Source organism: Hyphomonadaceae bacterium ML37 (assembly GCA_027627685.1).
In the GTDB taxonomy this organism is placed as follows: domain Bacteria; phylum Pseudomonadota; class Alphaproteobacteria; order Caulobacterales; family Maricaulaceae; genus Oceanicaulis.
The window spans coordinates 1,590,989-1,608,585 of sequence record CP091241.1 but is presented as its reverse complement, the minus strand read 5'-3'; the positions used below and the strand labels follow the sequence as shown (position 1 = coordinate 1,608,585).

General features: G+C 66.5%; 19 protein-coding genes and 1 tRNA gene. 9 read left to right on the top strand and 11 right to left on the bottom strand.

What is annotated here, in order from left to right; all coding sequences use genetic code 11:
- The first annotated feature begins 45 nt into the window (after positions 1–45).
- The 4 genes from L2D01_07890 to L2D01_07875 are packed head-to-tail and all read left to right on the top strand — an operon-like array spanning position 46 to position 3,802.
- Positions 46–759 carry a 1-acyl-sn-glycerol-3-phosphate acyltransferase gene (locus L2D01_07890; GenBank protein ID WBQ08824.1) on the top strand — a complete coding sequence of 238 codons (714 nt, stop codon included), beginning with the start codon at positions 46–48 and terminating at the stop codon, positions 757–759.
- Positions 756–2,057 (top strand): MFS transporter, encoded by a 1,302-nt coding sequence (locus L2D01_07885; GenBank protein ID WBQ08823.1) that lies wholly within the window; start codon positions 756–758, stop codon positions 2,055–2,057. Before L2D01_07890 ends, L2D01_07885 begins: the two co-directional genes overlap by 4 nt.
- 45 nt (positions 2,058–2,102) lie before the next feature.
- Positions 2,103–3,257 (top strand): ribonuclease D, encoded by a 1,155-nt coding sequence (rnd, locus tag L2D01_07880; GenBank protein ID WBQ08822.1) that lies wholly within the window; start codon positions 2,103–2,105, stop codon positions 3,255–3,257.
- 32 nt (positions 3,258–3,289) lie between these two features.
- Positions 3,290–3,802 (top strand): paraquat-inducible protein A, encoded by a 513-nt coding sequence (locus L2D01_07875; protein ID WBQ08821.1) that lies wholly within the window; start codon positions 3,290–3,292, stop codon positions 3,800–3,802.
- Positions 3,803–3,839: 37 nt separating this feature from the next.
- Here L2D01_07875 and L2D01_07870 read toward each other — a convergent pair.
- The 6 genes from L2D01_07870 to L2D01_07845 all read right to left on the bottom strand — a co-directional run bounded on the left by L2D01_07870 (position 3,840) and on the right by L2D01_07845 (position 7,665).
- Positions 3,840–3,917 (bottom strand) — tRNA-Pro (locus L2D01_07870).
- Between the two features lie 125 nt (positions 3,918–4,042).
- The gene (locus L2D01_07865; GenBank protein ID WBQ08820.1) at positions 4,043–4,591 is read right to left on the bottom strand and encodes a MerR family transcriptional regulator; all 549 of its coding nucleotides are present in this window, start codon (positions 4,589–4,591) and stop codon (positions 4,043–4,045) included.
- Positions 4,592–4,600: 9 nt separating this feature from the next.
- Positions 4,601–4,903, bottom strand: a complete 303-nt coding sequence (locus L2D01_07860; GenBank protein WBQ08819.1) for an integration host factor subunit alpha — start codon at positions 4,901–4,903, stop codon at positions 4,601–4,603.
- Between the two features lie 81 nt (positions 4,904–4,984).
- Positions 4,985–5,959, bottom strand: coding sequence for a ketoacyl-ACP synthase III (locus tag L2D01_07855; GenBank protein ID WBQ08818.1), 975 nt, complete (start codon positions 5,957–5,959; stop codon positions 4,985–4,987).
- The gene (plsX, locus tag L2D01_07850) at positions 5,956–7,029 is read right to left on the bottom strand and encodes a phosphate acyltransferase PlsX (GenBank protein WBQ08817.1); all 1,074 of its coding nucleotides are present in this window, start codon (positions 7,027–7,029) and stop codon (positions 5,956–5,958) included. The genes L2D01_07855 and plsX overlap by 4 nt, the downstream gene beginning before the upstream one ends.
- A gap of 93 nt (positions 7,030–7,122) precedes the next feature.
- Positions 7,123–7,665 (bottom strand): ubiquinol-cytochrome C chaperone family protein, encoded by a 543-nt coding sequence (locus L2D01_07845; protein ID WBQ08816.1) that lies wholly within the window; start codon positions 7,663–7,665, stop codon positions 7,123–7,125.
- 114 nt (positions 7,666–7,779) lie between these two features.
- Here L2D01_07845 and bamE point away from each other — a divergent pair, with 114 nt between their 5' ends.
- The 4 genes from bamE to L2D01_07825 are packed head-to-tail and all read left to right on the top strand — an operon-like array spanning position 7,780 to position 11,275.
- The gene (gene bamE, locus L2D01_07840; protein WBQ08815.1) at positions 7,780–8,274 is read left to right on the top strand and encodes an outer membrane protein assembly factor BamE; all 495 of its coding nucleotides are present in this window, start codon (positions 7,780–7,782) and stop codon (positions 8,272–8,274) included.
- A gap of 12 nt (positions 8,275–8,286) precedes the next feature.
- Positions 8,287–8,967: a fumarylacetoacetate hydrolase family protein gene (locus tag L2D01_07835; protein ID WBQ08814.1), complete on the top strand. Its 681-nt coding sequence runs from the start codon at positions 8,287–8,289 to the stop codon at positions 8,965–8,967.
- A gap of 59 nt (positions 8,968–9,026) precedes the next feature.
- Positions 9,027–9,875, top strand: coding sequence for a tryptophan 2,3-dioxygenase family protein (locus tag L2D01_07830; GenBank protein ID WBQ08813.1), 849 nt, complete (start codon positions 9,027–9,029; stop codon positions 9,873–9,875).
- Between the two features lie 17 nt (positions 9,876–9,892).
- Positions 9,893–11,275 carry an L-serine ammonia-lyase gene (locus tag L2D01_07825; GenBank protein WBQ08812.1) on the top strand — a complete coding sequence of 461 codons (1,383 nt, stop codon included), beginning with the start codon at positions 9,893–9,895 and terminating at the stop codon, positions 11,273–11,275.
- A 12-nt stretch (positions 11,276–11,287) separates the two neighbouring features.
- On the opposite strand, the gene L2D01_07820 is transcribed toward L2D01_07825, so the two are convergent.
- The 5 genes from L2D01_07820 to L2D01_07800 all read right to left on the bottom strand — a co-directional run bounded on the left by L2D01_07820 (position 11,288) and on the right by L2D01_07800 (position 16,064).
- Positions 11,288–12,220 (bottom strand): CPBP family intramembrane metalloprotease, encoded by a 933-nt coding sequence (locus L2D01_07820; protein ID WBQ08811.1) that lies wholly within the window; start codon positions 12,218–12,220, stop codon positions 11,288–11,290.
- Complete coding sequence (locus L2D01_07815) at positions 12,217–13,200, bottom strand: hypothetical protein (GenBank protein ID WBQ08810.1); 984 nt, start codon at positions 13,198–13,200, stop codon at positions 12,217–12,219. The genes L2D01_07820 and L2D01_07815 overlap by 4 nt, the downstream gene beginning before the upstream one ends.
- A 75-nt stretch (positions 13,201–13,275) precedes the next feature.
- A complete protein-coding gene (locus L2D01_07810) occupies positions 13,276–14,121 on the bottom strand; it encodes a hypothetical protein (protein ID WBQ08809.1) in 846 nt (281 codons plus the stop codon).
- A 48-nt stretch (positions 14,122–14,169) separates the two neighbouring features.
- Entirely contained in the window at positions 14,170–14,877 is a 708-nt protein-coding gene (locus tag L2D01_07805) for a hypothetical protein (GenBank protein WBQ08808.1), read from the bottom strand.
- A gap of 5 nt (positions 14,878–14,882) precedes the next feature.
- Positions 14,883–16,064, bottom strand: a complete 1,182-nt coding sequence (locus L2D01_07800) for an energy transducer TonB (protein WBQ08807.1) — start codon at positions 16,062–16,064, stop codon at positions 14,883–14,885.
- Positions 16,065–16,220: 156 nt separating this feature from the next.
- Between L2D01_07800 and trmFO the strand changes: the two genes are divergently transcribed.
- Positions 16,221–17,588 (top strand): methylenetetrahydrofolate--tRNA-(uracil(54)-C(5))-methyltransferase (FADH(2)-oxidizing) TrmFO, encoded by a 1,368-nt coding sequence (trmFO, locus tag L2D01_07795; GenBank protein WBQ08806.1) that lies wholly within the window; start codon positions 16,221–16,223, stop codon positions 17,586–17,588.
- Positions 17,589–17,597 lie beyond the last annotated feature (9 nt).

Sequence of the window (17,597 nt, the reverse complement as noted above, 5' to 3'; positions counted from 1 at the left end):
CATTCGCCAGTCCTGGCTGGCCCTGATTCACCCTGGAGCGATCCCATGATCCGCAGTCTTGCCCATGTAATCGCCTACTGGCTGATCACCCTGGTGGCGGCCCTCGTGTGCACCCTGCTCGCCCTGTGGCCCTGGCGGGGCCCGCTGTCCTTCGCCATCCGCATCTATGGCGCCGCCCAGGTGCTGGCGCTGCGCTGGATCGCCGGGGTAAAGATCGACGTGCGCGGCCGCGAGCGCCTGCCGGCTGGCCCCAGCGTGATCGCCGCCAAGCACCAGAGCTGGGGCGACGGTTTCGTGATGGTGGCAGAGATTCACGGCCTCGCCTTCGTGGCCGGCGACCACCTTTTGAAATTCCCGCTGATCGGCTGGATCCTGCATCGCCTCGGCGCGATCGTCCTGTCCAATAATGGCGGCGAAGCCGAGCGCGAGCGCATGCAGGCTGGTCTTCTGGGCCTGAAGCGCGAGCGCCGGTCAGTGCTGATCTATCCCGAGGGCCATCTGGCGGCGCCTGGTGAAGCGCACCGCTACCGCAAGGGCGTGTTCCACCTCTATGACGCGCTCCAGCGCCCCTGCACGCCTGTGGCCACCAGCCTGGGACTGGGCTGGGACCGGCAGAGCTTCCGCAAACGGCCGGGGCGCGTCACTGTGGAGTTTCTGGACCCGATCGAGCCCGGTCTGGGCAAGGAGGAATTCATGTCGAGACTTGAGGCTATCATCGAAACGCGCACCAACGCCCTGCTGGCGGAGGCCCGCGCATGAGCCCGCTCGCGACGTTCTCGTTGCTGGGCCAGAAACGCTACTGGCCGATCTGGGCCGGGCAGGTTCTCGGCGCTTTCAATGACAATCTGTTCCGCTATGCGCTGGTGACCATGGCGGCCTTTCAGGGCCTCACGGTTCTGGGCCGGTCTCCCGAAGAGATGGCTCCCATCGCCGCCACGGCCTTCACCCTGCCGCTCTTCCTGTTCTCAGCCGTCGCCGGCCAGATCGCCGACAAGTTCGACCGCATGAAGATCATGAAAATTGCCAAGTTCTGCGAGATTTTCCTGATGGCGCTCGCGGGCGCCGGCTTCCTGCTGGGACAGGCCTGGATTCTGCTGTCGGTGCTGTTTCTCATGGGCGTGCAGACGGCGTTCTTTGTGCCGGCCCGGTCAGCGGCGATGCCCAATGTGCTCGAACGCCACGAGCTTGTGGGCGGCAATGCGCTCCTGTCCGGCGCGATCAATATCATGATCCTGGCCGGCGCCATTGGCGGCACGTTGCTGGTCGGCGAGGCCTGGGGACCCGGCGCGCTGGGCGCAATTCTCATCGGCATTGCGGTGCTGGGCTGGCTGGCCATGCGTGAAGGCGTGCCCGCGCCCGCCAGCAATCCTGCCCTGAAAGTCAGCTGGAATATCGTCTGGCAGACCTGGCGCATTCTCGTCTTCGGGTTGAAAGACCGCCTCGTCGTGGGGCCTCTGCTGGGCGTGGCCTGGTTCTGGCTGCTCGCCGCCGCCGTGATAACGGTTCTGCCGGTGCTGACGGCCAATGTGCTGGGCGGCGCCCCGTCCGTAGTTGCGCTGTTCCAGCTCATGTTCACCGTCGGCGCCGCCCTGGGCGCGGTCTTGTGCGCCGTGCTGGCGCGCGGCGGCGAGGCGCGCTGGCTGTCCATTGTGGGCGCGGTGGGTCTGGTCATCTTTCCCCTGGATCTCACCCTTCAGGCCATGGGCCGCACGCCGGGGCCGGAGCTGATAGGCGCCGCCGAATTTCTCAACGACCCCGGCAATCTGCGCTTCCTGATCGGCCTGACAATGGCGGCAGTCTCCGGCGGACTGTTCCTGGTTCCACGACAAGCCATGATCCAGGGCCGCGCCCTGCCCGAGCGGCGTGGCCGGGTTCTGGCCGCCAGCGGGGTTCTGAACGGCGCGTCGGCGACGCTGGGTCAGCTGGTGCTGCTGGCGCTGGCCTGGATGGGCGCGCCGCTGCCCACCGTGTTCATCCTGATCGCGGCCGGATCAGCCATCATCGTGCTGACTGATATCCTGCGCCCCGGCGGTGCACCGCCGCGCCAGAACGAGTGATCAGGCCTCTCGCCAAAACGCGGCGGCGGGGCTAAGCCGGACGCCATGGAGTGGATTTCCGACACAGCCCGTTTGGCCGACGCGTGCGCCGAGATGCGCAAGGCGGAATTTGTGGCGGTGGACACCGAGTTCATGCGCGAGACGACGTTCTGGCCGCAGCTCTGCCTGATCCAGGCGGCGGGCGGGACGCGTGAGGTGCTGATTGATCCGCTGGCTGAAGGGCTTGATCTCACGCCCTTCCATGAACTGCTCACCGATCCGAATGTGGTGAAGGTCTTTCACGCCTGCCGCCAGGACCTGGAGATTTTCTTCCACTCGGGCGGCGGGCTGATCCCCAAACCGCTGTTCGACACCCAGATCGCTGCCATGGCGGTGGGGCTGGGCGATTCGATTTCCTACGACAATCTGGTGCGCGCCTATCTGGGCCAGGGCGTGGACAAGGGATCACGCTTCACCGACTGGTCGCGCCGGCCGCTGTCGGATGCCCAGAAAATCTACGCGCTGGCGGATGTGACGCTGCTGCGCGACCTGTTTCCTCAATTGCGCGCCCAGCTGGCCGAGACCGGGCGCGAGGGCTGGCTGGCCGAAGAAATGAAGACGCTGACCGATCCGGCCACCTATCAGATGCGGCCTGAAGACGCCTGGAAGCGGCTGAAGCTGCGCAAGACCACGCCCAAATGGCTCGCCGCGCTCAAGGCCGCCGCCGAGTGGCGCGAGATCGAGGCCCAGACCCGCGATATTCCGCGCAGCCGGATCATGAAGGATGACGGGCTCTACGAGCTCGCCCAGGCCGCCCCGCAAAGCGTGGAGGAGCTGGGCGTGCTGCGCGCCGTGCCCAACGGGTTTGAACGCTCCAAGCCGGCCGAGCGCCTGATCGCGCGCATGCAAATGGCCCTGGCCGATCCAAAGGCCTATGCGCCCAAGCTGGACCCCGTCGCGGCGGTGCCCACCAATATCGGGCCGGTGATCGAGCTATTGAAAGTCCTGCTCAAGGCCGTGGCCGAGGACGCCGATGTGGCCCCGCGCCTGATCGCCACCATGCCGGATCTGGAACAGATCGCCGCGTTTGACGACGCCAAGGTCGCCGCCATGAGCGGGTGGCGGCGCAAGGTGTTCGGCGAGAAAGCCCTGCGCCTGAAACGCGGCGAGCTGGCGCTGGTGCTGGAAAACGGCAAGGTCGAAGTCGTCGAACTGGAATAGCGCCGCCGGCTTTGGTCTGGCAGACTGCGTCCATGCCGATCCAACCCTCCCCCGTCGCCGCTGACGCCGCCCGCCCCGCCGGCGGCGCCATGGCGCGCGCCCTGCTGGCGCTCGGCGTGATCTTCTTTCCGCTGGGCATCACCCTGCCGGTGATGGAGACGACGCGGCTGTGGGTGTTCAAGGACAGCTACTCGCTCCTCGGCGCCGTGGGCAAGCTGCTCGAAGCGGGCGAATGGCGGCTCGGACTACTGGTCGCCCTGTTCTCCATGGGCGCGCCGTTGGCCAAGATGGCCATGGTCGCGGCCTTGCACGCCCGTCCCGCCGGAGCGAACGGCGGATCGCTCGCGCGCTGGGTGGAGAGGCTGGGCAAATGGTCCCTCACCGATGTGCTGGTGGTCGCCTTGCTGATCGTGATCTGGTCGGGCGGGGCCATGGTGACCGTCGCCACCCAGCCCGGCCTGTGGTTCTTCACGCTCAGCGCGATTTGCCTGATGCTGGCGTCAGGCCTGATCGTACGCGATCTGACCCCGGCGGCGCGGCCCTAAGGCCTGTCCGCATCACAGCATCATTGCGAGCGGAAAATGGTCGGAGCGGCCGGATTCGAACCGGCGACCCCTGGTCCCCCAGACCAGTGCGCTAACCGGGCTGCGCCACGCTCCGATACCACGTCGTCCGGGCATAGCCCGGGTCCCGGCCCTCGGCGCCGGGAGGCGTCTTATAGGCGGGCCGCGCAGGTCCGGCAACCGGTCGCGGCGCCCGTCTTCAACCCGCGTCCAGGCGGCCCGTTACTGCGCCGGGCCGAGCACCTGATCCAGCCGCGCACGCGCCGCCCGCACCCGGTCCAGCGCCCGCTCTGCGGCAGCCCGCTGTCCGGGCGTCAGGCCGGCGGAAGGAACACCGGCGCGAGCGGCCTGGCGAACCGGCGTCACGTCAAGGGGCCATTCCTCGTCATCACGCACGTCCAGCGACGGGAGGTGCGGCGTCTGCGCAGTTTCAATGGTCGGGGTGACGTCCTCGGCAGGCGTTCTGCCGGGCGGCGCCGATTCTGCGCCGGGGCCCGCGCCTTCAGCCAGCGCGCAGACCCCGGCCACACCGTGGTCCTTGAGGTATTTCTGCGCACCCTTGATCGTATAGCCTTCTTCATAAAGAAGATGCTTCAAGCCTTTGATAAGGCTGATGTCATGGGGGCGATACAGCCGCCGCCCGCCGGCCTTCTTGACCGGCTTGATCTGGGTGAACTTGCTCTCCCAGAAGCGCAGCACATGGGCTGGCAGGCCGGCTTCCTCGCCCGCTTCGGAAATGGTCCGGTAGGCGTCCGCAGACTTGCCGCTCATGCGCGCTTCCTAGCGTGACAGAGCCGTATCGACCCTGTCTTTGAGAACCTGAGAGGGTTTGAACACCAGAACGCGCCGCGGCTCAATCGGCACTTCCTCACCCGTTTTCGGATTGCGTCCGACGCGCCCGTTCTTGTCGCGCAGCACAAACGAGCCGAACGACGAAAGCTTGACCGGCTCGCCTTCGACCAGCGTCTCGGCGACCATATCCAGCACGGCTTCTACCAGTTGCGCGCTTTCCTGCCGGGAGAGCCCAACCTCCCGGTTGACCGCATCGGCCAGATCCGCCCGCGTCAGTGTCTTGGAACCCATATGTCATCCCCTAACCTGTCCTGTACCGCACACGTTAGGGCCAGCACCGAGGCAAGGTCAATGTTAACCATAATCACAGGGTTAGTACCGCGCTAACGCCGCGCCCCAGGTGAAGCCGCCGCCCATGGCTTCCATCAGCACCAGATCGCCGCGCTTGATGCGTCCGTCGCGCACCGCCACGTCAAACGCGAGCGGGATCGAGGCGGCCGATGTGTTGCCGTGCAGGGCGACGGTGGAGATGACGCGCTCGTGCGGAATGTCCAGCCGGTTGGCGACCCCGGCCAGAATGCGCTGATTGGCCTGGTGGGGCACGAACCAGTCGATATCCGCAATCGCGACACCGGCCATCTGCGCCAGTTCGCTCATGGAGCCGGCGATCTTGTTGACCGCGTGGCGGAATACCTGATTGCCCTGCATGCGCAGATGCCCGACCGTCTTGGTGCGCGACGGCCCGCCGTCGACATAGAGCATGTCACAAAACTCGCCATCGGATCGCAAATGGGTGCGGATGACGCCCTTGTGCGCGTCGCGCGAGCCGGCCTCCGCGGTCAACACGGCTGCACCGGCCCCGTCGCCGAACAGGACGCAGGTGGTCCGGTCGGTCCAGTCGAGGATGCGCGAGAACGTCTCTGCGCCGATCACCAGCGCCGTCGTGGCCTGGCCGCAGCGGATGAAATTATCGGCGGTCGCCAGCGCATAGAGGAAACCTGAACACACCGCCTGAATGTCGAAGGCGCAGCCGCGTTTCACGCCGAGCTTTTCCTGAACGATGGTGGCCGTGGCTGGAAAGGTCAGATCGGGCGTGGCGGTGGCCACCACGATCAGATCCACATCACCGGCTGACAGGCCGGCGTGATCGAGCGCCCGGCGCGCCGCTTCCACGCCCAGATCGGACGTGTACTGCCCCTCCGCCACGATATGGCGCTGGGTGATGCCGGTACGCTCTCGAATCCACGCGTCCGTGGTTTCGACGATGGCTTCCATCCCGGCATTGGTCAGCACTTTTTCCGGAAGATAGGACCCGATGCCGGCGATGCGCGAATAGGTCTCTGTCACGCTGATTCCCTTTGCGCCTGATCCGCGCCGTCCTCACCGGGCGCCTCAAGAGCGGCCAGACGCGACAGATTGGTCTCGATCTCGCTCAGGAAAGCGCTGTCGGCCATCTCCAGCGCGATGCGCAGCGAGGTGCCGAAGCCGGCCGCGTCGGTTCCGCCATGGCTTTTGACCACCACGCCGTTGAGGCCCAGAAACACTCCGCCATTGACGTTGCGCGGGTCCATCCGGGCCCGCAACTGATTGAGCGCTCCCAAGGACAGCAACGCGGCGCCAGCCTTCGCCAGCAGCGAGCTGGTCATCGCCTCCCTCATCCAGCCGCCGACAAGCCGGGCGGTGCCTTCAGCGGTCTTCAGCGCGACATTGCCGGTAAATCCGTCGGTCACGACCACATTCGTGGTGCCCGCCGAGATATCGTCGCCTTCGATGAAACCGCGATAGTCCATGTCCAGTCCGGCCGCACGCACCAGCGCGTCGGCGTCGCGGATCACCTGGCTGCCCTTGAGTTCTTCCTGACCAACGTTGAGCAGGCCCACGGTCGGACGCGCCGCGCCGTGCATGGCGCGGTGGAAGGCTTCGCCGAGCACCGCAAACTCGACGAGCTGGGATGGCGTGCAGTCCACATTGGCGCCCACATCCAGCACGGTGGAGAAACCGGTGGGCGCGGGCCAGCTGGCGGCGATGGCCGGACGGTGAACGCCCGGCTTCATGCGCAGAATCACCTTGGAAATCGCCATCAGCGCGCCGGTATTGCCAGCCGACACAGCGACTTGCGCTTCGCCGTCCTTGATCGCGTGAACTGCATTCCACATCGACGACCCGCGCGAGCGGCGAACCGCTTCGGAGGGCTTGGCGGACATGTCCACCTCGGTCTCAGTGTGGCGAATCTCGCTGGCGCCTCCCAGGGCGTCATGGCGCGCGATCAACGGGGCCAGCACGCGTTCATCGCCGTGAAACAGCAGGCGCACCTTGCGGCGGCGCGCTTTGAGAAACAGCGCCGCACCGTCGACCACGCTTTGCGGCGCGTGATCGCCCCCCATGGCGTCAAGCGAGAGAACCAGTCCTGTTGTCATATCAATTCCGGACAAAATGAATGGACATCCCGCCTGCCTGCGGGCGGCGCGCGCACCTTACCTTGCGCCCTTCGTGATGCAAACCGCGCCCGCTCAGCCGATGAGGGTTCGCGCAAAGCGCGGCGCCTCGCCCTCGATCAGGGCGTCAGGCGACTGGTCTGCGAGCTGGCGCGCCGACTTCATGGCATAGCCCGCGAACGCCGCCGCCTTCGGACCGGCCTCTGGATCGGCGTCGAACATGTTGCGTGACATCGCCCCGGCCAATGCGTCCTCGTCCCCGGCGGAGAGGGCGGCCTCATAGGCTTTGGCGCGGCCATAGAACGCCTCGCCCATGGCTTTGATGCGTTTGCCGACAGACAAATCCCCGGTGCCCATCTCGCGCAGGGCCGCATCCATGTCGTCAAACATAATGTCGAACACCAGCTGCGCCAGACGCTTTCCCGGCTCGCCCCCGTCACGCAGCCGCCGCATCAGCAAAATGGCGTGCAGGACGATCAGGTCAAACCGGCCGTCCACCGTGTCCGGCGCCCCGTGCGGGCCATACAGAGCGGGACGGCGCGCCGCCTCCAGCACCGCGTCATAAAGCACGCGGGCGCGGAGCTTGAAGGGGTCTTTTGCGAACAACCGGCCGAACATGCGCGAACATCTCCCAATCAGGCCCGCTTGAAGCTATGGTCAAGGCAAGGTACGTCAATGCGACACGCCGCAAGCCAGCTTGCGGCCTTTTGACAGCGTTTGCAGGAGAGTTCCATGGCCTTTCGCCGCGCCCTTATCGCGTCCGCCATCATTCTGGCGGGCGGGCTCGCCACGGCCTGCAACCCGACCCTGCGCAGTCACGGCTTCCGCTTTCCCGATGGCGAAATGCCGGCGATCACCGCGGGCGAAGACACCCAGGCGACCATTCTGGCCACGCTGGGCAGCCCGTCCACGCGTGGCATGTTTGACGCTGACACCTGGTACTACATTTCCGATACGCGCGAATATCTGGCCTATCTTCGCCCTGAAACCCGCGAGCGCCGGGTCATAGCCGTGCGATTCGACGACGCCGGCGTGGTGAGCGCCGTGGACGAATACGGGATGGAAGACGGCCGCATCGTGGCCTTCGTGGGCCGCGAGACGCCGACGCGCGGACGCGAGCTGTCCGTGCTCGAGCAGCTTCTGGGCAATGTCGGCCGCCCGTCGGCTGATCAGTTCGGCGGCCAGCAGAACCTGCCCGGCGGCGCCGGCGGACCGCGCCGCGAGTAGGATTTAACCGTCATGGATCTGGTGATTCCCGCACCGGCGCTGATTACAGCGCCGGTCGAGGGCGGCGGCTCATTTCCGGTGCGCCGCATCTACTGCGTCGGGCGCAATTACGCCGACCATGCCCGCGAAATGGGCGCCGACCCCACGCGCGAAGCCCCGTTCTTCTTTTCCAAGCCGCGCGATGCGCTGTCGCCGGGCGGCGCCATCCCCTACCCGTCCGCCACCGACGATTTGCACCACGAAGTGGAGCTGGTTCTCGCCTTGGGCCACGGCGGCGTTGATCTGACGCCGGACGCCGCCGCCGCGTGTATCTGGGGCGCTGCGGTGGGGATCGACCTGACCCGGCGTGATTTACAGGCGCAGGCCAAGGCCAAGGGCCGCCCCTGGGACACCGCCAAAGGGTTCGACGCCTCAGCGCCCATGGGCCTGCTCCGCCCCGGCCCGGCGCCAGGGGCCGGCGCCATCACGCTGAGCGTCAATGGCGAGGTCCGTCAGAGCGGCGATCTGGCCGACATGATCTGGTCATCTGCGGAAATTCTCAGCCATCTGTCAGCGCTGTTCGAGCTGGCGCCGGGCGATCTGGTGTTCACCGGCACGCCTGCGGGTGTTGGTCCGGTCAGCATCGGCGACACGCTGGATGCGCGCGCGGGCGCGTTGCCGCCGCTTCAGGTGACCATCGCACGCCGCCCCTGACCTTGCCGCGCCGCTGGCGCAGGTCTAGACCGGCAGACCATCTGCGAGCGGAGCATGTCATGAGCGAGCGCATTCGCACGTCGGTCGATCTTGCGGGCGAGGACATACACTGGGACCCGCGCGACGGCCTGTCCTACAGCAAGTATCTCGGCATCGACGCGCTTCTGGCGGCCCAGACGCCGCTGACCGATGAACATGACGAGATGCTGTTCATCATCATTCACCAGGCCAGCGAGCTGTGGCTGAAGCTGTGCCTGCACGAGCTCAACGGCGCCATCGCCCATGTCCAGCGCGACGAAGTGGGCCCGGCGCTGAAAATGCTGGCGCGTTTCGCGCGCATCCAGGAACAGCTGTCCCAGTCCTGGGCCGTGCTGGCGACCATGACGCCGTCCGATTATCTGCGTTTTCGCGACAAGCTGGGACACTCTTCGGGCTTCCAGAGCTGGCAGTACCGCTGCATGGAATACCGCCTGGGCAACAAGAACCCGGCCATGGCGCGCGTGTTCGCCAACGAGCCTGACGCTCAGGCGCGGGTGAAAGCGGCGTTGGATGCGCCCAGCCTCTATGACGAGACGCTCGCCATGGCGGCCCGCCGCGGCCTGCCGGTCCCTGTCGAGGTTCTGGAGCGCAATTTCGCCACGGCCTATGAGCCCTCGTCCGGGGTCGAGGCGGTCTGGCGCACTGTCTATCACGACACGGCGCGCTGGTGGGAGCTGTACGAGTTCGCCGAGAAGCTGGTGGATGTGGAGCAGAAGTTCGCGCAATGGCGCTTCAATCACATGAAAACCGTTGAACGCATTATCGGTTTTCGCCGCGGCACAGGGGGCAGTTCGGGCGTGTCCTATCTGGTCAAAGCCCTCGATCTGCGCGTCTTCCCAGAACTCTGGACCGTGCGCACCGCTCTCTGACACGACAAGGATAGTCCATGCATTTCGGCGTGTTCGACCTGTTCAAGATCGGCGTCGGTCCGTCGAGCTCCCACACCGTGGGACCGATGAAGGCGGCGCGCAGCTTTCTCGAGCGCGTGGAGTCCGAGCACGGGCTGGAGGCGGTGACGCGAATTGAGGCCGAGGCCTACGGATCGCTCGCGTTGACCGGGTCTGGCCACGCCACCGACCGGGCGATCCTGTGGGGGCTGGAAGGCGTGCGGCCCGAAGAGGCGGACCCGGACGTTCTGCCCGGGATGATCGAGCGCATCCTGGAGCAGAAGGAACTGCGCCTGCTGGGCGGCCACACAATCGCTTTTGATCGCCAGCGCGATCTGCTGATGAAGGGGGATGTGCGCCTGCCCTTCCACTCAAACGCCATGAAATTCATGGCCTTCAACGATGAAGGCGATGTGGTGCGCGAGGAAATCTGGTACTCGATCGGCGGCGGTTTCGTCATCGATGAAGCCGAAGCCGGGCGCAATTCCGCCGGCGAGGCCCATACCGGCGAGCCCTATCCGTTCGACAATTGCAACCAGCTGCTGGCGATCTGTGATCGCGAGGGCCTGTCCATTCCTGACGTAATGATGGCCAATGAAACCGCCTTCCGGCCCGAGGCCGAGGTGCGCACCCATATCGCCGGGATCGCGGCGGCCATGGAAGCCTGTATCGAGCGGGGCACGCGAATCGACGGCGAACTGCCCGGCGGCCTGCGCGTACAGCGCCGCGCGCCCGGCATGCGCCGCAAGCTGATGGCCGCGGCGGCGCGCGCCGAGACTGATCCGCTGGCGTCCATGGAATGGGTCAATCTGTGGGCCATGGCGGTCAATGAAGAAAACGCCGCCGGCGGCAAGGTGGTCACCGCCCCGACGAACGGCGCGGCAGGGATCATCCCGGCGGTTGCGCGATATTACGACCGGCATCACCGGCGCAGCGGCGACCAGAACGCAATGGCGCGCTTCTTCCTGACGGCCGCGGCCATCGGCGCGCTGTACAAGAAGAACGCCTCCATCTCCGGCGCCGAGGCCGGCTGCCAGGGCGAGGTGGGGGTGGCCTGCTCCATGGCGGCGGGCGGGCTGGCCGCCGCGCTCGGTGGTTCAAACCGCCAGATCGAGAACGCCGCCGAGATCGCCATGGAGCATAATCTGGGCCTGACCTGCGATCCGGTAGGCGGGCTGGTGCAGATCCCCTGCATCGAGCGTAACGCCATCGGCGCGATCAAGGCGATCAACGCCGCGCGCCTGGCCCTGATCGGCGACGGCGCCTTCAAGGTGAGCCTCGATCAGGTGATCGAGACCATGCGCCAGACCGCGCTCGACATGTCGGACAAATACAAGGAAACGTCCACCGGCGGCCTGGCCGTCAATGTGCCGGTGTGTTGAGGGGCGCGAGGGTCAGTTAGCTCTCTGGCGGCGTCGCGCCGCCAACACGCCCAGAACGAGCGCCAGAACGGCCATCGCGGCCATCTGGCCGAAGACCTGAGGCGGCAACCCTGTCCCCTCGCCGCCCGTGCCGGTGACCGATGTCAGGACGCGGGCCAAAACGCCGCTGGCGTCCAGATGCGGGTTGGACAGGTAGAGCGCGAGCGCCGGGCCGATGACCGCCAGCGCGTTGAACGCGCCGTGGGCGGCGCAGGCCTCGATAATCGAACCCCGCCACAGACAGAGCATGGCGAACACCAGCCCGGTTAGGCCCAGCGTCACCAGCGCCGCGATGCCGAACACCAGCCCGGACACCAGCACATGGGCGTGCAGCAGCATGAAGGCGATGCTGGTCACGATGACGCCCGTGCGTACGCCCCAGCGCGCGGTCAACGCACTCATCAGCCAGCCGCGGAACACCATTTCTTCGACCGCGCCCTGAATCAGGAAGCCCAGTCCTACCAGCGCCAGGACGCCGATGAAGGCGGGCGGGATGGCGCGCGCCGCCATGGCCGCCATCTCGGGATCATCCGCCGATCCGGCTATCATCATCAAGGCGACGCCTGCTAGGCCAGTCAGCGCAACCATCAGGACGCCCAGACTGAGACCAAGCAAGAAGCGCCCGGCGAAGCCGCGCGCGGTGAAGCCAATGCTCGCGGCGCCACGCCGCTCAACAAGGCCGACCCAGAGGGCTGTCAGCACGCCCCACAGCACAAACTGTCCGAGCAGAAACGGCAGCAGATCAACCACGGACGGCGCACCCGTCTGCAGGGTGAGGATGACCGTTCCGATGATCACCGGCAGGCTGGACAGGGCGTAGGCCGCCACCAGAACCCCAAGGGACGCCAAACCCGGCAGACTGCGGGCGCGCTCAGGCCAGGGCGCGTACAGCGCGGCGCGGATCAAGCGGTTGTCACGGGCGATGCCTCCGGCGCGGGGGCTGGCGCTGCATCAGCCAAATCATGGCGGCGCGCGACATAGGCGCCGACGCCATGCCACAGACCCTCGAACGCGATCTGGAAGATGAACTGGCTGACAACCAGAATCGCGATCATCACAATCCCCATCGGCGAGGTCAGCGTCTCGCCCAGGATGGCGAAGATTTCAGCCGGGTCGGGCTCGCTCGCAGTGTCCAGCGCCATGAAGGCCGCCACAAGGTCGGAGGCCGCGAACAGAACCGCCACCTGCTGGATTATGGACAGGACAATCGCCCCGGCGATGCCCACCCCGACCAGGGTGAGGTAGGACAAGAACATCATTCCGGCGACGCCTTTGGACGCTGACACGGCGCTGAACAGGCGGAAACGCCGCTGAAGCACCGACAGCGCCGGAGCCGCGGCGAAGCGCAGACAGACAATAATTCCCAAGACGACGATGATCAGCACGGCCACCGTCCCGATCAGTGCGCCGACCGCTATGCCGCCCGCGCCGTCCATGAGACCCAGCAACGCGGCGCCGCCCACAAACGCGATCGCGCCGACCAGATAGGCCAACATGCCGGCAGCGATGAAGATGAAATTCACACCGAACAGACGCAGCTCGTCCAGCCCCAGACGGAACGGAATAACCGGACGAATCTCGTCTCGGGTGAGCAGGCGCAGCCACGCCCCCTGGGCGGCCAGCGACAGCAGCAATGCGCCAATGGTCAGCAGGGTGAACCATCCTGACATGCCCAGAACCGTCTCGATGATGAGCGCCTCATCGGTCATGTCCGTTTCGGCCGCCAGCATGAATAGCGGCCAGAAGGCGTAGAAAAACCCGGCGATCAGGGCGCAGATCAGGCCAAACTGCCAAACCCATATCCACAGCGCCGCCATGGGACGGCGGGCAAAGACCTGAAAAAAATGAAAGGTGGCGGCCAGGAAATCATACGGCGGCTTGGTCATCATCTCCCCCCCGGGTCAATCGGCGAAACATCTGGCGGCGAGACTAGCAAGCCCGCGGCGCCCCGTCTTGCCCAATCAGGCCTGTGCAGGGGAATCTGAGGGAAATTTCATGAACAGCGCCCCCATGGCCACAGCGCCTGGCGCAATCACCAGCGCCAACTTGACTGCGCCGTGTGCCGCGCCAAGGACGGTCGCCGCCAGCAGAGAGCCTCCCTCTGCGCCCAGATGGGCTGCGCCGGGCCAGACGCCGAAGGCAGCGTGCGCGGCGGCGTTGAAGACCAGAAGAATGACAAGCCCTGGCGCCGCAGCCAACAGCAGGGTGAGCGTGATCTCGATCCAGCGCCTGGACGACACCGGCCAGATCGAAAGGACCCGCACCCGCGCGCTGGCCAGCGTGGCGGGCAGGCTGACCGCGAGACGCGCCATCAGCCATAATGAGAAACCGGTAAAGGCGATGAGAAGGACCGCCGCGACGATCCATTCCCCCGCACCGAACAGCGCGTAGATGTCCACCATTCCGGCGGGCGGCTCTGCGCTCACATCCACATTGATGACCGCCAGCGCGGTGAGCATGAACATCAGCGCCAGCCCCGCTGTGCCCAGCACGGTGAACAGCAGCACCCAGATCAGCGCCATCACGCCCAGCACCCGGCGCTCATCATCGCCAGCCGCCAGGCGTCCCGGCTGTCCCAGACCGATGCGACCGAACGCGCAGAGCGCGGGAATGGTGGCGGCGAAGCCGATCACCATCGCGGCCACCCACTGCCATAGCGGCCCCGCGCCCGCCGCCAGCCGGAAGGCGGTCAGGGATTCCAGACCATAGGCGAGCGCGTAGATCGCCGCAGCGAGAAGCGCGATGCGGCCATGGCGCAAGACGCTGAAAATACCGGTTCGGGCGGAGGCGATATCAATGAGGGTCATGGCGCGGGAGGTAGACCGAAACGCCCGCCGCGCCAAGCGGGTGCGCGCTCAGGGCGCAGGCGCGCCGTCCAGGCAAATGTCCCGGGACTGCCTGTCCTGGTCATGCACGGTCAGGCAGGGGTCGAACACGAAATAGGTGAGGCCCCGGTAACTCGACGATTGAAGAAAATCGTATGTCCCGGTGATCTCCGGCGCCCACGCCCGGACACTGTCCGGATAGGCGTAAAAGACCTGCAGGGGCGTATAGGGCCCATTGGGATTGCGGGTCCAGGCGATCAGGATGCCGGCCTGCGGCGAGGCTGGGTCCGCGTCCAGAGCCGGCAGGATTTCCGGACAGCCGCGCGCCCGCCTCGGATTCGGCTCGGTGAGAAACGGTGATCTGGCGTACCGGCGATCCAAACGCGGCAATCGCCCCAACTCGATGCCGTACTCGCGCGTTAGCCTGCGTTCGGTCGAGGTCAGGCCCCTGGCGGCCAAGTCCAGCTGCCCGGCGGCCCAGAAGAAATAGGAATGCGGCTCCTCGATCTGGCCGGCCAGCCCCGCCACGCCCGCCATGAAAGCCAGGCGCGCGCCATCCCGGGTAATCAGACACCCCTCGGCCGCCAGCGTATCATAGGCCGCCGCCGCATGCGTCCCGGCTTCACCCAGACGCCCTTCATTCCAGGCATGCGCCGCCGCCTCGGCCAGTGTGCGCGCGTCAGCCTGTTCTTCGGTGGCGGACCCGGCAGCGAGCGCGAGAAACAACAGACCGATCATGAGCCCTAATCCATCATGCGGAAGTCCAGAGTGGTCTGAACGCCTTCATGCGCCGTGGGCACGCCGTCGACCAGCCTGGGTTCATAGCGCCAGCCACGCACTGCCCGCAGAGCGGCTTCGCCGAAGACGGGATGGGGCGCGGAGAACACGACTTCGGCATCCCTGGCGCGGCCATTTTCGTCCACTGTGAACGTGACCAGCGCCACGCCTTCAACGCCGGCAGCCGCCGCCTCAATCGGATAGTCCGGCTCCCGCCGACGGGTGGGCCGCGCAGGCCGGTTGTTGGGATCGGGAGCGGCCGTTTCCCTCTCCTCCTGCTCGGCCTCGGCCAGCTCGGTTTCTGCGGCCTCCTGGGCAAGGGCGCTGAAATAGCCAGCCTCGGCCAGCCGGCCGATCAGTTCGCGCCGCTGGCCTGCCGTAAGCCGCGACCGCGCATAGCGCGACCAGACGTCCGAGACCGTACTCAGATGCCCGCCCTGGCCCTGCTGGCGAAATAGATGGTCAGCCACGGCGAACCACCATGCTGCATCGTGATGGCGGCCTCTGAGCGTAGTGTCCAAGCCCATATAGAACGCCATCAGGCCGGACCAGGTGAAGGTCTCGTAGCCCTGGGGCTCCATGAGGATCAACGCCTCGCCGGCGGTGCGCCCGGCGTCGGACAGTGAATTCAGGCGCCATTGCGACCGGGCGCGCACCACGAGGGCCTCCGCGATCTCGCGGTCCCGGTCCGCATCCACCCCCGAGGGACCTGCCGCCGCCAGCGTCTGGTCCACCTGGTTGAGGGCCTCACGGTAGTTCTCCTCGCTATAATAGGCGTCGGCGACCAGCGCCATGACGCGCACACGGCTGTTGAGTTGGCTCTCATCCATTTGCCCGTACCGGGTGGCCGCGACGCCCAGCATGGCGCGCGCATCGGCAAATTCCCCGCGCACGAACGCATATTGCCCGGCATTGTCAGCCAGAATGGCGCGGGTCAAAGGATCAACGCCGCCCGCCTCGGCGGCGCGATGGGCGTCGCGGGCCGCCTCACCCGCCGCTTCAATGTCGCCCGCCTGCAACGCTTGCTGATCCCGCTCCCAGGCGATCGCCACGGCTTCGGGCAAGGGAGCAGGCTCATCCATGCGGGCGTGCGCGCCGGCAGTGAATGCGAAGGCAGCCGTCAGAACCACACCGATAAGCCAACGCACGATAGTTTCCCCTCATGAATTCTTCGCGCTTCAAGGGAAGCCTGAAACCGCCTAGATCGTCAACCGGCCATAAGCGCAGGCCGGGGCTTTAAGCCGGTCCCGGCGACGCGTATATCTCGCGCCATGACAAACCCGATACACATTATTGGCGGCGGTATGGCTGGCTGCGAGGCGGCATGGCAGGCGGCTGAGGCCGGCGCGCGCGTCGTGCTGCACGAGATGCGCCCGGTGCGGGGCACGGAAGCCCACCAGACCGACGGTCTGGCGGAGCTGGTGTGCTCGAACTCCTTCCGCTCCGATGATCACGAGACCAATGCGGTGGGCCTGCTGCACGAGGAAATGCGCCGCGCAGGTTCGCTGATCATGGCCAAGGCGGCGATTGCGCGCGTGCCCGCCGGCGGCGCGCTGGCGGTTGACCGCGATGTGTTCAGCAAGGCCGTGACGGGTACGCTCGAGGCCCATCCGCGCATCGAGATTGTCCGCGAGGAAGTCGCCGGCCTGCCCCCCGAAGACTGGGACAGCGTGATCATCGCCACCGGCCCCCTCACCTCGCCCGCGCTGGCCGAGGCCGTGCACGGACTGACCGGCGAAGGCGAACTCGCCTTCTTCGACGCCATCGCCCCGATCATCCATGCCGACTCCATCAATATGGACGTAGCCTGGAAGCAGTCGCGCTATGACAAGGGCGACACGGAAGAGGACAAGGCCGCCTATATCAACTGCCCCATGGACCGGGATCAGTACGAAGCCTTCATCGACGCGCTGATCGCGGCGCCCAAGACCGAGTTCAAGGACTGGGAGAAGGATACGCCCTATTTCGACGGCTGCCTGCCGGTCGAGGTGATGGCCGAGCGTGGGCGCGAGACGCTGCGCCATGGTCCCATGAAGCCGCGCGGCCTGACCAATGCTCACAACCCCGAAGAGAAGCCGTACGCCGTGGTCCAGTTGCGCCAGGACAATGCGCTGGGCACGCTGTTCAACATGGTCGGCTTCCAGACCAAGATGAAATACGGCGCGCAAGCCGATGTCTTCCGTATGATCCCGGGTCTGAAGACCGCCAGCTTCGCGCGCCTGGGCGGCATTCACCGCAACACATTCCTGAACTCGCCACGCCTGCTGGACGGCGTGATGCGCCTCAAGGCGCGCCCGTCCTTGCGCTTCGCCGGTCAGATCACCGGGGTAGAGGGCTATGTGGAGAGCGCAGCGATGGGCCTGCTGGCCGGCCGCTTCGCCGCCGCTGAACGCCTGGGCCAGCCGATGACGCCCCCGCCGCCCACCACAGCGCTGGGCGCGCTCCTGACCCACATCACCACCGGCCACGTGCCGGGCAAGAAGGGCGCGTTCCAGCCCATGAATGTGAATTTCGGCCTGTTCCCGGAGATGGATGGCCCCAGCCGCGGCCCCAACGGCGAACGCCTGCGCGGCGCCGCCAAGGCCCAGGCCAAAAAGCGCCTGATAAGCGCGCGCGCGCTGGTCGATCATGCCGCCTGGCTGTCGGGCGGGGTGGCCGAGGCGGCGGAGTAGCGCCGCCGC

Coding starts and splice junctions, on each gene's coding strand:
- L2D01_07865 (WBQ08820.1), bottom strand. CDS start 4,591: ATGAGCGGCAAGTCTGCGGACGCCTACCGGACCATTTCCGAAGCGGGC.
- L2D01_07885 (WBQ08823.1), top strand. CDS start 756: ATGAGCCCGCTCGCGACGTTCTCGTTGCTGGGCCAGAAACGCTACTGG.
- L2D01_07860 (WBQ08819.1), bottom strand. CDS start 4,903: ATGGGTTCCAAGACACTGACGCGGGCGGATCTGGCCGATGCGGTCAAC.
- L2D01_07875 (WBQ08821.1), top strand. CDS start 3,290: ATGCCGATCCAACCCTCCCCCGTCGCCGCTGACGCCGCCCGCCCCGCC.
- L2D01_07810 (WBQ08809.1), bottom strand. CDS start 14,121: ATGACCCTCATTGATATCGCCTCCGCCCGAACCGGTATTTTCAGCGTC.
- trmFO (WBQ08806.1), top strand. CDS start 16,221: ATGGCTGGCTGCGAGGCGGCATGGCAGGCGGCTGAGGCCGGCGCGCGC.
- L2D01_07835 (WBQ08814.1), top strand. CDS start 8,287: ATGGATCTGGTGATTCCCGCACCGGCGCTGATTACAGCGCCGGTCGAG.
- L2D01_07825 (WBQ08812.1), top strand. CDS start 9,893: ATGCATTTCGGCGTGTTCGACCTGTTCAAGATCGGCGTCGGTCCGTCG.
- rnd (WBQ08822.1), top strand. CDS start 2,103: ATGGAGTGGATTTCCGACACAGCCCGTTTGGCCGACGCGTGCGCCGAG.
- L2D01_07845 (WBQ08816.1), bottom strand. CDS start 7,665: ATGTTCGGCCGGTTGTTCGCAAAAGACCCCTTCAAGCTCCGCGCCCGC.
- L2D01_07830 (WBQ08813.1), top strand. CDS start 9,027: ATGAGCGAGCGCATTCGCACGTCGGTCGATCTTGCGGGCGAGGACATA.
- L2D01_07815 (WBQ08810.1), bottom strand. CDS start 13,200: ATGACCAAGCCGCCGTATGATTTCCTGGCCGCCACCTTTCATTTTTTT.
- bamE (WBQ08815.1), top strand. CDS start 7,780: ATGGCCTTTCGCCGCGCCCTTATCGCGTCCGCCATCATTCTGGCGGGC.
- plsX (WBQ08817.1), bottom strand. CDS start 7,029: ATGACAACAGGACTGGTTCTCTCGCTTGACGCCATGGGGGGCGATCAC.
- L2D01_07890 (WBQ08824.1), top strand. CDS start 46: ATGATCCGCAGTCTTGCCCATGTAATCGCCTACTGGCTGATCACCCTG.
- L2D01_07805 (WBQ08808.1), bottom strand. CDS start 14,877: ATGATCGGTCTGTTGTTTCTCGCGCTCGCTGCCGGGTCCGCCACCGAA.